Raw genomic sequence first — 13,453 nt, 5'->3', positions numbered from 1 at the left:
GATGGTAGCGATGATGAACCCGAACGAGCCGTTGACGGCCCTTGATGCCGCCCTGGACAGCGACCCAGCGGAAACCGCCGAGTGGTGCGAGGCGCTGGCCTCGACCCTGGCTCACTGCGGCCCGGCGCGGGCCCGCTACCTGCTGCAGCGCCTGCAGGCCCATGCCCTCGAGCTGGGCCTGGAGCGCGAGGCCCAGGCCTTCTCGGCCTACCGCAACACTGTGCCGGTGGAACAGCAGGGCGCTTACCCCGGTGATCTCGAGCTGGACGAGCGTATTACCGGCATCCTGCGCTGGAACGCCCTGGCCATGGTGGTACGGGCCAACCACGCCTATGGCGAGCTGGGCGGGCATATCGCCAGCTACGCCTCGGCGGCGGAAATCTTCGAGGTCGGCTTCCAGCATTTCTTTCGCGGCGAGGGCGGTGGCGTGCAGCGCAGCGGCGACCTGGTGTTCTTCCAGCCGCACTCGGCGCCTGGCATCTATGCCCGCGCATTTCTTGAAGGGCGCCTGAGCGAGGAACAGCTGGCCAACTACCGGCAGGAGGTCGGCGGCAACGGGCTGTGCTCCTATCCGCACCCTTGGCTGATGCCGGACTTCTGGCAGTTTCCCACAGGTTCCATGGGCATCGGCCCGCTCAATGCGATCTATCAGGCGCGCTTCATGCGCTACCTGCATCATCGCGGGCTGCTCGACACCTCTGCCCGGCATGTCTGGGGAGTGTTTGGCGATGGCGAGATGGACGAGCCGGAGTCGACCGCCGGCCTGACCCTGGCTGCCCGTGAAGGCTTGGACAACCTGACCTTCATCGTCAACTGCAACCTGCAGCGCCTGGACGGCCCGGTACGCGGCAATGGCCAGATCATCCAGGAGCTCGAAGCGTTGTTCAGCGGTGCCGGCTGGAACGTGATCAAGGTGCTGTGGGGTTCGGAGTGGGACGCCCTGTTCGCCCGTGATCACGAACACGCGCTGCTGCGCCAGTTGGCGGCGACGCCCGACGGTCAGTTCCAGACCCTCGGCGCCAAGGACGGCAGCTACAACCTCGAACACTTCTTCAAGCAGAACCCGGCCTTGCAGCGCCTGGTGGCGCACATGAGCACCGAAGAGATCAACGCCCTCAAGCGCGGTGGTCATGATTTTCGCAAGCTGCATGCCGCCTATGCCGCCGCCAGGGCCTGCAAGGGCCGGCCGACGGTGATCCTGGCCAAGACCAAGAAAGGCTATGGCATGAGCAGTGCCGGCGAGTCGCGGATGACCGCGCACCAGGCCAAGAAACTCGACGTGCAGGCACTGCTGGCCTTCCGCGACCGTTTCCATTTGCCGTTGTCGGATGAGGCGGTGGAGCAACTGCGTTTCTATCGCCCGGCCGAAGACAGCCCGGAGATGGTCTATCTGCGCCAGCGCCGCCAGGCACTGGGTGGGCCGCTGCCGCTTCGGCGCAACGACTGTGCCACCTTGCCTGTGCCCGAGCTGGAGGCATTCGGCGGTTTCGCTCTGCACGCCGAGGGCAAGGAGATGTCCACCACCATGGCCGCGGTGCGCTTGCTGGGCAACTGGCTCAAGGCGCCGGGGTTGGGGCCACGAGTGGTGCCGATCGTCGCCGACGAGGCGCGCACCTTCGGCATGGCCAGCCTGTTCCGCCAGATCGGTATCTATTCGCCCCACGGGCAACGCTACGAGCCGGAGGACGCAGGCTCGCTGCTGGTCTACAAGGAGGCGCGGGACGGCCAGCTGCTGGAGGAGGGCATCACCGAGGCCGGGGCGATCTCTTCATGGGTCGCGGCAGCGACCGCCTACGCGGTGCATGGCGAGCCGATGCTGCCGGTGTACATCTACTATTCAATGTTCGGCTTTCAGCGGGTCGGCGACCTGATCTGGGCCGCCGCCGACCAGCGTGCCCGGGGCCTGTTGCTGGGCGCCACGGCGGGGCGCACCACGTTGGGCGGCGAGGGCTTGCAGCACCAGGACGGATCGAGCCTGGTAATGGCATCGATGGTGCCCAACTGCCGGGCCTGGGATCCGTGCTTTGCCGGCGAGCTGGCGGTGATCCTCGACCATGCCGCGCGGCGCATGCTGGTGGAGCAGCAGGATGAGTTCCACTATGTGGCGGTGATGAATGAAAACTACCCGCAGCCGTCGTTGCCCGAAGACATGCACGACGATGTACTGCGAGGCATGTATCGCTTTGCCCGGCATTCCTCGGCCGCACCCCGTGGCCAGGTGCGCTTGTTGGGTTCGGGCACCATCCTGCGCGAGGTGATTGCCGCCGGCGAGTTGCTGGCCAGTGACTGGCAGGTCGACAGCGAGGTGTTCAGCGTCACCAGCTTCAGCGAACTGGCGCGTGGGGCCAGGGATGCGCAACGCTTGGCGATAGCCGGGGAGCAGGCGGATTGCCATGTGCGTCGTTGCCTGCCCGGCGCCGCCCCGGTGATCGCGGCCAGCGACTATGTGCGCGCCTGGCCGCAATTGATCGCCGAGTATGTGCAGGCGCCCTATGCCACCCTGGGCACCGATGGTTTCGGGCGCAGCGATACGCGCCAGCAGTTGCGACGGTTTTTCGAGGTGGACCGGTATGCCGTGGTGCTGGCGGCCTTGCATGGGCTGGTATGCCAGGGCGTATTGCCGAGGGATGTACTGGGGCAGGCGCGGGCGCTTTATGACATCGGCGAGGAGGGCGCGGCCTGGTATCGCTGAGGTGATCCGGGCCGGCTCTATCGCGGCCCAAGCCCGCTCCCACGGAGTGTTAGGGCGAGTAGACAGCGCCCACAAAAAAGGCCTCTTGCGAGGCCTTCTTCATGTCATCGATTCAGCGCTTGAGCCCGTAGCTCTCATCGAGCATGCCCGGCGAGTTCGGCGACTTCGGTGCGTAGTCGCGTGGCACTTCGGCGGTATCCTTCGGCGGCGTCAGGCGATCACGCGGGCCTTGCGCGGCTTCGGAGTGCAGCGCGGCCAGCAGGCGTTGGCGGGTCAGCTCGTCCAGGGCCAGGCGGTTGGCGCCGTCGGCCAGGTGATCCTGCACGTCCTGGTAGCTCTGGGTCAGTTTCTTGACCAGCGATGCAGTGCTGTTGAAGTGGGTTACCACTTCGTTCTGGTAATTGTCGAAGCGCTGCTGGATGTCATCCAGCTGGCGTTGGGTGTTGCTTGGTGCCGCGTTGGGCAGCAGGCGGGCCAGCGCGAAACCGACGACGACACCGACAACCAGGGCCAGGGTCGGCAGCAACCAAACAAGGAGCGAGTGTTCCACGAGTCCTTCCTCTATAAACGGCTTTGCTTTACGTTAACGGCTCAGACCTGCGCTGTATACCGCGAGCGATCGCAAATCAGAACAGAATTCCTTTGCTAGACGAGTCGACCCTTCACGAGGTCACGGAGTAGTACCTTGCTTATCCGCGAAACCCCCTTGTTCATTGATGGCCCGACCGGCCAGCTCGAGGCTTTGTACCTGGACGTGGCCGATGCCCGCGGCGCGGTGCTGATCTGCCACCCCAACCCGGTCCAGGGCGGCACCATGCTCAACAAGGTGGTCTCGACCCTGCAGCGTACCGCCCGTGATGCAGGTTACGTCACCCTGCGCTTCAACTACCGCGGCGTTGGCCAGAGCGCCGGCAGCCATGACATGGGCGCTGGCGAGGTAGCGGATGCCGAGGCTGCCGCAGCCTGGTTGCGCCAGCAGCATCCCGAGCTGCCGTTGGTGCTGATGGGCTTCTCCTTCGGCGGCTTCGTTGCCGCCAGCCTGGCCGGTCGCCTGGAGGCGGCGGATGTCGAGCTGCAACAGCTGTTCATGATCGCCCCGGCGGTGATGCGCCTGAACGCGCAGTTCCCGCTGCCCGAGCGCGTCGCGCTGATCGTCGTGCAGCCGGACACCGACGAAGTGGTCGATCCGCAACTGGTCTACGATTGGTCCGCCGCCCTGTCGCGCCCCCACGAGCTGCTGAAAGTGGCAGAATGCGGACACTTTTTCCATGGCAAGCTGACCGATCTGAAGGATCTGCTGCTGCCGCGCCTTTCGAACTGAGCCAAGCCTGAATAAGCGAACCCCCATGACCACGCGCATCCTCACCGGTATCACCACCACCGGCACCCCGCACCTGGGCAACTACGCCGGCGCCATCCGTCCGGCCATCCTCGCCAGCCAGCAGCCCGGCGTCGACTCGTTCTACTTCCTGGCCGACTACCACGCCCTGATCAAGTGCGACGACCCGCAGCGCATCCAGCGTTCGCGCCTGGAGATCGCCGCCACCTGGCTCGCCGGTGGCCTGGACCCGGCCAAGGTGACCTTCTATCGCCAGTCGGACATCCCCGAGATCCCGGAGCTTACCTGGCTGCTGACCTGCGTCGCCGCCAAGGGCCTGCTCAACCGCGCTCACGCCTACAAGGCGTCGGTGGACAAGAATGTCGAGGCCGGCGAAGACCCGGACGCCGGCGTGACCATGGGCCTGTTCAGCTACCCGGTGCTGATGGCTGCTGACATCCTGATGTTCAATGCCAACAAGGTGCCGGTTGGCCGCGACCAGATCCAGCACGTGGAGATGGCGCGTGACATCGGCCAGCGTTTCAACCACCTGTTCGGCCAGGGCAAGGACTTCTTCGCACTGCCCGAGGCGGTGATCGAGGAGAGCGTGGCCACGCTCCCGGGCCTGGACGGTCGCAAGATGTCCAAGAGCTACGACAACACCATCCCGCTGTTCACCAGCGCCAAGGACATGAAGGATGCGATCTCGCGCATCGTCACCGACTCCAAGGCCCCCGGCGAGGCCAAGGATCCGGACAATTCGCACCTGTTCACCCTGTTCCAGGCCTTCTCCTCGCCGGCGCAATGCGCCGAGTTCCGCGAAGAGCTGCTGCAGGGCCTGGGCTGGGGTGATGCCAAGCAGCGCCTGTTCCAGCTGCTCGACGGCCAGTTGGCCGAAAAGCGCGAGCACTATCACCAGCTGATCGCGCGCCCGTCTGAGCTCGAGGACATCCTTCTGGCCGGCGCCGCCAAGGCCCGCAAGATCGCCACGCCGTTCCTCGAGCAACTGCGCGAGGCAGTTGGCCTGCGTTCGTTCCGCACCACCGTGCAGGCCAGCACCGAGGTGAAGAAGAAGGCCGCCAAGAGCGCCCGCTTCGTCAGCTTCCGTGACGAGGATGGCAGCTTCCGCTTCCGCCTGCTGGCCGCTGATGGCGAGCAATTGCTGCTGTCGCGCAGCTTCGCCGATGGCAAGAGCGCTGGGGCGGTGAGCAAGCAGCTGCAACAGGGCGGCGAGGCCGATGTGCGAGTCGAGGGCCTGGGCTTCTCGCTGTGGCTGAACGGTGAGCAAGTTGCCGACGGGCCGCAGTTCGAGGCCGCCGAGGCCCGTGACGCGGCCATCACCAGCCTGCGCGAGGCCCTGGCGCCACAGGCGGACTGAGTCACTTTGACGCAAGTCTGATTGCCATTAAGCGGGCCGGTCGCTACAGTGACGGCCCGTTTTTTGTTGCCTCGCTAACGAAATCATGACGCCCCTAGAACGATACCAAGCCGATCTGAAACGCCCCGACTTCTTCCATGACGCGGCGCAGGAAACTGCGGTGCGTCACCTGCAGCGCCTGTACGACGACCTGGTACACGCGCAGAACAACAAGCCGGGCGTGTTCGGCAAGCTGTTCGGCAAGAAGGAGCAGACGCCGGTCAAGGGCCTGTACTTCTGGGGCGGCGTGGGCCGGGGCAAGACCTACCTGGTCGACACCTTCTATGAAGCGCTGCCGTTCAAGCAGAAGATGCGCACGCACTTCCACCGCTTCATGAAGCGCGTCCACGAGGAGATGAAGACCCTCAAGGGCGAGAAGAACCCGCTGACCATCATCGCCAAGCGCTTCAGCGACGAAGCCAAGGTGATCTGCTTCGACGAGTTCTTCGTCTCCGATATCACCGATGCCATGATCCTCGGCACCCTGATGGAAGAGCTGTTCAAGAACGGCGTGTCGCTGGTGGCCACTTCCAACATCGTCCCGGACGGCCTGTACAAGGACGGCCTGCAGCGCGCGCGCTTCCTGCCGGCCATCGCCATGATCAAGCAGTACACCGATGTGGTGAACGTCGACAGCGGCGTGGACTACCGTCTGCGCCACCTGGAGCAGGCAGAGCTGTTCCACTTCCCGCTCGACGACGCGGCGCATGAAAGCCTGCGCGCCAGCTTCAAGGCGTTGACCCCAGAGTGCACCCAGGCAGTCGAGAACGACGTGCTGATGATCGAGAACCGCGAGATCCATGCCCTGCGCACCTGCGATGACGTTGCCTGGTTCGACTTCCGCGCCCTGTGCGACGGGCCGCGCAGCCAGAACGACTACATCGAGCTGGGCAAGATCTTCCATGCCGTGCTGCTGAGCAACGTCGAGCAGATGGGCGTGACCACCGACGACATCGCCCGGCGCTTCATCAACATGGTCGACGAGTTCTACGACCGCAACGTGAAGCTGATCATCTCGGCCGAGGTGGAGCTCAAGGACCTGTACACCGGCGGGCGCCTGAGCTTCGAGTTCCAGCGCACGCTCAGCCGCCTGCTGGAGATGCAGTCCCACGAGTTCCTGTCGCGGGCGCACAAGCCGTAAGCCATTCCTTTCGTGGGAGCGGGGCAAGCCCGCTCCCACGATAGAAGATTCATGCCTCTTGCATGAACTGCTGCCGATACTGGTTCGGCGACAACTCCGTGTGCTGGCGGAACAGCCGGGCGAAGAAGCTCGCGTCGTCGTAGCCCACCTCGTAGCTGATGGTCTTGATGCTCTTGCGCGTGCTCGACAGCAGGCCCTTGGCGGTCTCGATGCGCAGGCGCTGCAGGTAGTGTAGGGGCTTGTCGCCGGTGGCGCTCTGGAAGCGGCGCATGAAGTTGCGGATGCTCATGCCGTGGTTTCGCGCCACATCCTCGAAGCGGAACTTGTCGGCGAAGTGCTCTTCTAGCCAGTGCTGGATCTGCAGGATGATCAGGTCCTGGTGCAGCTTCTGGCCGCCGAAGCCCATGCGCCCCGGGGTATAGTTGCGCTGCACCTCGTAGAGGATGTCGCGGGCCACCGCGCGGGCCACGTTGGCGCCACAGAAGCGTTCGATCAGGTAGATGTACAGGTCGCAGGCCGAGGTGGTGCCGCCGGCGCAGTAGAGATTGTCGGCGTCGGTCAGGTGCTTGTCCTGGTTCAGGCGGATCTTCGGGAAGCGCTCGGCGAAGCTGCTGAAGAAGCGCCAGTAGGTGGTTGCCTCCTTGCCGTCGAGCAGCCCCGACTCGGCCAGCCAGAACACGCCGCTGGCCTCGGCGCACAGCACCGCGCCACGGGCATGCTGCGCGCGCAGCCAGGGCAGCACCTGCGGATAGCGTTGCAGCAGGTTGTCGAAGTCATCCCAGAAGGCCGGCAGGATGATCACGTCGGCATCATTGAGGCCGCTGTCGACCGGCAACTGCACGTTGCTGAAGCTGTCCACGGGCAAACCGTCCGGGCTCACCAGGCCGATCTCGAACATCGGTTGCAGGCCCAGGCCCAGCTGCTTGCTGTAGCGCAGGCTGGCCAGGTGGAAGAAGTCCTTGGCCTGCATCAGTGTCGAAGCGAACACTTTATCAACGGCCAGGATGCTGACGCGCCGCAGCGACGCCGGGGGTTGGGTAAACATCATTGTCATTGTTCTTATAGGGTAGAGTGGTCAATCACCGGCTGGATCGTCTTATTTTTTGGCGATTGTGTCTACCCCACGAAAGAGCAGTGCAGCGTCTGTGTTGCATCAAGGCGCGGGGTTCGGCTGCTCCTGATGGACCGCCTCGATCGCCGCCAGCAGTTCATCGCCCAGGTTCAACGCCTGGCTGTCGATGTTGCTGCGCAGTTGCTCGAGGTTCGTCGCGCCGATGATGTTGCTGGTCACGAACGGCTGCCGGGTCACGAACGCCAGCGCCATCTGCGCCGGGTCCAGCCCGTGTTCGCGGGCCAGCTGCACATAGCGGCCGCAGGCGGCCACGGTCTGCGGATTGGAGTAGCGGGCAAAGCGGCTGAACAGGGTCAGGCGAGCGTGTTCGGGGCGGGCGCCGTTTTCGTACTTGCCTGACAGCATGCCGAAGGCCAGCGGCGAATAGGCCAGCAAACCACACTGCTCGCGGATTGCCACCTCCGCCAGGCCCACCTCGAAGCTGCGATTGAGCAGGTTGTAGGGGTTCTGGATCGACACCGCGCGGGGCCAGCCGCGGGTTTCGGCCAGGTGCAGGAATTTCAGGGTGCCCCACGGGGTTTCGTTGGACAGGCCGATGTGGCGGATCTTGCCGGCGCGCACCTGTTCATCGAGCACCTCCAGGGTTTCCTCCAGCGGGGTGAAAATGTCCTGGGGCAGGTGCTGGTAGCCGAGCTTGCCGAAGAAGTTGGTGCTGCGCTCGGGCCAGTGCAACTGGTAGAGGTCGATGCGGTCGGTCTGCAGGCGTTTGAGGCTCTCGTCCAGCGCGGCGACGATGTGCTGGCGGTTGTGCTTGAGCTGGCCGTCGCGGATGTGGCTGATGCCGTTGCCGGGGCCGGCGACCTTGCTGGCAAGGATCCAGTCGTCACGGTCGCCGTTGGCGGCGAACCAGTTGCCGATGATGCGTTCGGTGGCGGCGTAGGTCTCCGGGCGCGGTGGCACTGGGTACATCTCGGCGGTGTCGATGAAGTTGATGCCGCTGGCCTTGGCCAGGGCGATCTGGGCGAAGGCCTGGTCCTGGGTGTTCTGTTCGCCCCAGGTCATGGTGCCCAGGCACAGGGCGCTGACGTCGAGGTCGGTACGGCCGAGCTTACGGTATTCCATCGGGTATACGCTCCATGGCAAAGATGAGCATAAAAGCAGGTTGAAATTTTTCCTGCAATCTGGATAATTCTGCCCCTCTCCGTGTGGCGGAAGTGATGCACCACCATGCAGGGAACCCTTGTCGAACATTGGCGTGCCCGACCCGAGCCCCCAAAAGCGTCAGCGTTCGGCTGCGCGCTTGCCCTTGGCAAGCTGTGCACTATCCAGTAAGATTCGCCGTCTATTTTTCGCTGGGCGGCCTCTGAGGCTTTAGAGAATGAAAACTTTTACTGCTAAACCGGAAACAGTAAAGCGCGAGTGGTTCGTAGTCGACGCCGCTGGTCAGACCCTGGGTCGTCTGGCTACCGAAATCGCTAGCCGCCTGCGTGGCAAGCACAAGCCAGAATACACCCCTCACGTTGACACCGGCGACTACATCGTCGTCATCAACGCCGAGCAAATCCGTGTGACTGGTGCCAAGTCTTCCGACAAGATGTACTACTCCCACTCCGGCTTCCCGGGCGGTATCAAGGAAATCAACTTCGAGAAGTTGATCGCCAAGGCCCCTGAGCGTGTTATCGAAACCGCGGTCAAAGGCATGCTGCCGAAGAACCCGCTGGGTCGCGACATGTACCGCAAGCTGAAAGTGTACGCGGGTGCTGCTCACCCACACACTGCTCAGCAGCCTCAAGAACTGAAGATCTAACGGGATAGTTCATTATGTCGGCGACTCAAAACTACGGCACTGGCCGTCGCAAGACCGCAACCGCTCGCGTTTTCCTGCGTCCAGGTACCGGTAACATCTCCATCAACAACCGTTCTCTGGACGTGTTCTTCGGCCGCGAAACCGCTCGCATGGTTGTTCGCCAGCCGCTGGAACTGACCGAAACCGTTGAGAAGTTCGACATCTACGTCACCGTTTCCGGTGGTGGTGTCAGCGGTCAGGCCGGTGCAATCCGCCACGGCATCACCCGCGCCCTGATGGAATACGACGAAACCCTGCGTGGCGCTCTGCGTCGTGCTGGCTACGTCACCCGCGACGCTCGTGAAGTTGAGCGTAAGAAAGTGGGTCTGCGTAAAGCGCGTAAGCGTCCTCAGTACTCCAAGCGTTAATACCGCTTCGGCAGTCGAAAAAAGCCCGGTTCCTTTTTGGAACCGGGCTTTTTTTATGTCTTCAACTAACCTGTCTGCTAGTCCGTGGCCGTTTGTCGCATAGACGCAGATCAAGCAAAGCGAGGGTAGTGGCCCGACGAGCGGGTAATCACCTTGTCAGCGTGTGGATTTGTTCCTTACCATTGCGGCCAATTTTTAGTGCCACAGACGTACCTAAGTAGATGCCTGTTCAAACAGGCCAAGCAAGCTGATGGGAGAGGACTGAATGAGCAATGACGGCGTCAACGCAGGCCGGCGCCGCTTCCTCGTAGCCGCGACATCCGTGGTCGGGGCAGCGGGGGCAGTGGGGGCAGCGGTACCGTTCGTGGGGTCATGGTTTCCCAGTGCCAAGGCGAAAGCCGCAGGGGCACCGGTGAAGGTCAATATCGCCAAGGTCGAGCCCGGTCAGCAGATGGTAGCTGAATGGCGTGGGCAACCTGTATTCATCGTGCGGCGAACGGAGGAGATCCTCGGTAATCTGAAAAAGATCACCGGCGAGCTGTCCGACCCTGAATCCAAGGCGTCGGTGCAGCCTACCTACGTCGACCCGCAAGTCCGCTCGATCAAGCCCGAGATTCTCATCCTGGTGGGCCTGTGCACACACCTGGGTTGTTCGCCGACCTTCCGCCCTGAGGTCGCCCCGGCTGACCTCGGGCCGAAGTGGGTCGGTGGCTATTTCTGCCCCTGCCACGGTTCGCACTACGACCTTGCCGGGCGTGTCTACAAATCCCAGCCAGCGCCTCTAAACCTGCCAGTGCCACCGCACTCGTACGAGTCGGACGAAATCATCGTCATCGGCGTCGATCAGGAGAACGCATGATGAGCAAGTTCATGGAGTGGATCGATGCGCGCTTCCCCGCGACGAAGATGTGGGAAGACCATCTAAGCAAGTATTACGCGCCCAAGAACTTCAACTTCCTGTACTTCTTCGGCTCGCTGGCGTTGCTGGTGCTGGTCAACCAGATCGTCACCGGCGTGTGGCTGACCATGAGTTTCACCCCCTCGGCGGAAGAGGCCTTCGCCTCGGTCGAGTACATCATGCGCGACGTCGAGTACGGCTGGATCCTGCGCTACCTGCACTCCACCGGCGCCTCGGCGTTCTTCATCGTGGTCTACCTGCACATGTTCCGCGGGCTGCTCTACGGCTCCTACCAGAAGCCCCGCGAGCTGGTCTGGCTGTTCGGCATGCTGATCTACCTGGCGCTGATGGCCGAGGCGTTCATGGGCTACCTGCTGCCCTGGGGGCAGATGTCGTACTGGGGTGCCCAGGTGATCATCTCGCTGTTCGGCGCGATCCCGGTGATCGGTGATGACCTGACCCAGTGGATTCGTGGTGACTACCTGATCTCCGGCATCACCCTGAACCGCTTCTTCGCCCTGCACGTGGTGGCCTTGCCGATCGTGATCCTGGGCCTGGTGGTGCTGCATATCCTGGCGCTGCACGAAGTGGGTTCGAACAATCCCGATGGCGTGGACATCAAGAAGAAGAAGGACGAGAACGGCATTCCGCTGGATGGCATCCCGTTCCACCCGTACTACACCGTCAAGGATATCGCCGGGGTCGTGGTGTTCCTCTTCGTGTTCTGTGCCGTGGTGTTCTTCTTCCCGGAAATGGGTGGCTACTTCCTGGAAAAACCGAACTTCGAGCAGGCCAACGCTTTCAAGACCCCTGAGCACATCGCGCCTGTCTGGTACTTCACACCGTTCTACGCGATCCTGCGCGCGGTGCCCGACAAACTGTTCGGGGTAATTGCCATGGGCGCGGCAATCGCGGTGCTGTTCGTGTTGCCCTGGCTTGACCGCAGTCCGGTGCGCTCGATGCGCTACAAGGGCTGGCTGAGCAAGATCTGGTTGCTGGTGTTCTGCGTGGCCTTCGTCATCCTTGGCGTGCTGGGCGTGCTGGCGCCGACCCCGGGGCGTACCTTGCTGTCGCAGGTGTGCACCGTGTTGTACTTCGCCTACTTCCTGCTGATGCCGTTCTACACAAGGCTCGAGAAGACCAAACCGGTTCCGGAAAGGGTGACTGGCTGATGAAAAAGTTTATTGCAGTATGCTTGCTGGCATTGATGCCTGGCCTTTCGTTCGCCGCCGAGCACGGCCTGGAGCTGGACAAGGTCGATATCGACCTGACCGACAAGGCCGCGATGCAGGATGGGGCGCGTACCTTCGCCAACTATTGCATGGGGTGCCATAGCGCCAAGTTCCAGCGTTACGAGCGTGTCGCCGATGACCTGGGGATTCCCCACGAGCTTATGCTCGAAAACCTGGTGTTCACCGGCGCCAAGATCGGCGATCACATGAAAATCGGCATGCAGCCGAACGATGCCAAGACCTGGTTCGGCGCCGCGCCGCCCGACCTCACCCTGGTTGCCCGGGTGCGTGGCAACGACTGGTTGTACACCTACCTGCGCAGTTTCTATGAGGACAAGGCGCGGCCATATGGGGTGAACAACAAGGTCTTCCCCAACGTCGGCATGCCTAACGTACTGGTTGGTCTGCAGGGCAACCAAGTGATTGGTTGCAAGCAGGTGCAAAGCGTGGTCGATGGCAAGAAGCAATACGACCCGCTGACCGGCAGCCCATTGACCCATGAAGCGTGTGACCAGCTGACCGTCGAAGAGAAATCCGGTACCCTGACGACCGAGCAGTTCGACGAGAAGGTCAAGAACCTGGTGACCTTCCTGGCCTATTCGGCCAACCCGGTCAAACTGGAAAGCCAGCGCATCGGTACCTACGTGTTGCTGTACCTGGCTTTCTTCTTCGTGTTCGCCTACTTGCTCAAGCGCGAATACTGGAAGGACGTGCACTGATCACGCAGTAGTTTCTGGTAGTTGAACGCGCCCGGGGTGCCCCAGCGATGTCGCTGGGGCACCCCGGGCGCGTTTTCATTTGCAGTATTACAAGCATCCCGTACGAGGAGGCGCTACATGGGCGCAACCAACAGGTTAGCCTGCTATTCCGACCCCGCTGACCATTACTCCCACCGGGTACGCCTGGTGCTCGCGGAGAAAGGCGTTACGGTGCAGATTATCGATGTCGACCGCAATCGCCTGCCACCCAAGCTGGTCGAAGTGAACCCTTACGGCAGTCTGCCGACCCTGGTCGATCGCGATCTGGCGCTGTACGAGTCGAGCGTGGTGATGGAGTACCTCGAGGAGCGTTACCCGCACCCGCCGCTGATGCCGGTCTATCCGGTGGCTCGCGGCAACAGCCGCCTGCTGATGCACCGCATCCAGCGCGACTGGTGCAGCCTGGCCGACACCGTGCTGGACCCGCGCAGCAGCGAGCCGGCACGTACCCAGGCGCGCAAGGAGTTGCGCGAGAGCCTGACGGGCGTGGCTCCGCTATTCGCTGAAATGGCCTGCTTCATGAGCGAGGAGCAGAGTCTGGTCGATTGCTGTCTACTGCCCATACTCTGGCGCTTGCCGGTGATGGGTATCGAGTTGCCGCGGCAGGCCAAGCCGCTGCTGGATTACATGGAGCGACAGTTCGCCCGCGAGCCTTTCCAGGCGAGCCTGTCTGCTACTGAACGTGAAATGCGCAAGGTTTAAAGAGGAGCC

The 13,453-nt window shown here is 62.8% G+C and carries 13 protein-coding genes; 10 read left to right on the top strand and 3 right to left on the bottom strand.

Features of this window, described 5'->3' with window-relative positions; translation table 11 throughout:
* Position 1 precedes the first annotated feature (1 nt).
* Positions 2-2,692, top strand: a complete 2,691-nt coding sequence (gene mdeB, locus BMY03_RS03310) for an alpha-ketoglutarate dehydrogenase (protein WP_094010227.1) — start codon at positions 2-4, stop codon at positions 2,690-2,692.
* A gap of 112 nt (positions 2,693-2,804) precedes the next feature.
* Here the strand turns inward: mdeB and BMY03_RS03305 are convergent, their stop codons facing one another.
* Positions 2,805-3,242 (bottom strand): Z-ring associated ZapG family protein, encoded by a 438-nt coding sequence (locus BMY03_RS03305; RefSeq protein WP_023630140.1) that lies wholly within the window; start codon positions 3,240-3,242, stop codon positions 2,805-2,807.
* Positions 3,243-3,377: 135 nt separating this feature from the next.
* Here BMY03_RS03305 and BMY03_RS03300 point away from each other — a divergent pair, with 135 nt between their 5' ends.
* The 3 genes from BMY03_RS03300 to zapE all read left to right on the top strand — a co-directional run bounded on the left by BMY03_RS03300 (position 3,378) and on the right by zapE (position 6,568).
* A complete protein-coding gene (locus BMY03_RS03300) occupies positions 3,378-4,013 on the top strand; it encodes an alpha/beta hydrolase (RefSeq protein ID WP_094010226.1) in 636 nt (211 codons plus the stop codon).
* Positions 4,014-4,038: 25 nt separating this feature from the next.
* The gene (locus tag BMY03_RS03295; protein ID WP_094010225.1) at positions 4,039-5,388 is read left to right on the top strand and encodes a tryptophan--tRNA ligase; all 1,350 of its coding nucleotides are present in this window, start codon (positions 4,039-4,041) and stop codon (positions 5,386-5,388) included.
* A gap of 85 nt (positions 5,389-5,473) precedes the next feature.
* The gene (zapE, locus tag BMY03_RS03290; protein ID WP_023630138.1) at positions 5,474-6,568 is read left to right on the top strand and encodes a cell division protein ZapE; all 1,095 of its coding nucleotides are present in this window, start codon (positions 5,474-5,476) and stop codon (positions 6,566-6,568) included.
* A 49-nt stretch (positions 6,569-6,617) separates the two neighbouring features.
* Here the strand turns inward: zapE and BMY03_RS03285 are convergent, their stop codons facing one another.
* Positions 6,618-7,514, bottom strand: a complete 897-nt coding sequence (locus BMY03_RS03285) for a GlxA family transcriptional regulator (protein WP_177182880.1) — start codon at positions 7,512-7,514, stop codon at positions 6,618-6,620.
* Positions 7,515-7,721: 207 nt separating this feature from the next.
* On the bottom strand, positions 7,722-8,762 hold the full coding sequence (locus BMY03_RS03280; RefSeq protein ID WP_094010224.1) for an NADP(H)-dependent aldo-keto reductase: 1,041 nt from the start codon (positions 8,760-8,762) through the stop codon (positions 7,722-7,724).
* A 256-nt stretch (positions 8,763-9,018) separates the two neighbouring features.
* Between BMY03_RS03280 and rplM the strand changes: the two genes are divergently transcribed.
* The 6 genes from rplM to BMY03_RS03250 all read left to right on the top strand — a co-directional run bounded on the left by rplM (position 9,019) and on the right by BMY03_RS03250 (position 13,444).
* Positions 9,019-9,447, top strand: a complete 429-nt coding sequence (rplM, locus tag BMY03_RS03275; protein ID WP_008097538.1) for a 50S ribosomal protein L13 — start codon at positions 9,019-9,021, stop codon at positions 9,445-9,447.
* 14 nt (positions 9,448-9,461) lie between these two features.
* On the top strand, positions 9,462-9,854 hold the full coding sequence (gene rpsI / locus BMY03_RS03270; RefSeq protein ID WP_003260797.1) for a 30S ribosomal protein S9: 393 nt from the start codon (positions 9,462-9,464) through the stop codon (positions 9,852-9,854).
* 265 nt (positions 9,855-10,119) lie between these two features.
* Positions 10,120-10,713, top strand: coding sequence for a ubiquinol-cytochrome c reductase iron-sulfur subunit (gene petA, locus BMY03_RS03265; protein WP_023628711.1), 594 nt, complete (start codon positions 10,120-10,122; stop codon positions 10,711-10,713).
* Positions 10,713-11,924: a cytochrome b gene (locus BMY03_RS03260; protein WP_023628712.1), complete on the top strand. Its 1,212-nt coding sequence runs from the start codon at positions 10,713-10,715 to the stop codon at positions 11,922-11,924. Before petA ends, BMY03_RS03260 begins: the two co-directional genes overlap by 1 nt.
* Positions 11,924-12,703 carry a cytochrome c1 gene (locus BMY03_RS03255; protein WP_023628713.1) on the top strand — a complete coding sequence of 260 codons (780 nt, stop codon included), beginning with the start codon at positions 11,924-11,926 and terminating at the stop codon, positions 12,701-12,703. The genes BMY03_RS03260 and BMY03_RS03255 overlap by 1 nt, the downstream gene beginning before the upstream one ends.
* A 117-nt stretch (positions 12,704-12,820) precedes the next feature.
* Positions 12,821-13,444 (top strand): glutathione S-transferase N-terminal domain-containing protein, encoded by a 624-nt coding sequence (locus BMY03_RS03250; protein ID WP_023630220.1) that lies wholly within the window; start codon positions 12,821-12,823, stop codon positions 13,442-13,444.
* Positions 13,445-13,453: the final 9 nt, after the last annotated feature.

This window comes from Pseudomonas soli (assembly GCF_900110655.1).
Classification (GTDB): domain Bacteria; phylum Pseudomonadota; class Gammaproteobacteria; order Pseudomonadales; family Pseudomonadaceae; genus Aquipseudomonas; species Aquipseudomonas soli.
Note: the sequence above shows the minus strand (reverse complement) of the source record. Positions and strands in the feature narration are given on the sequence as shown.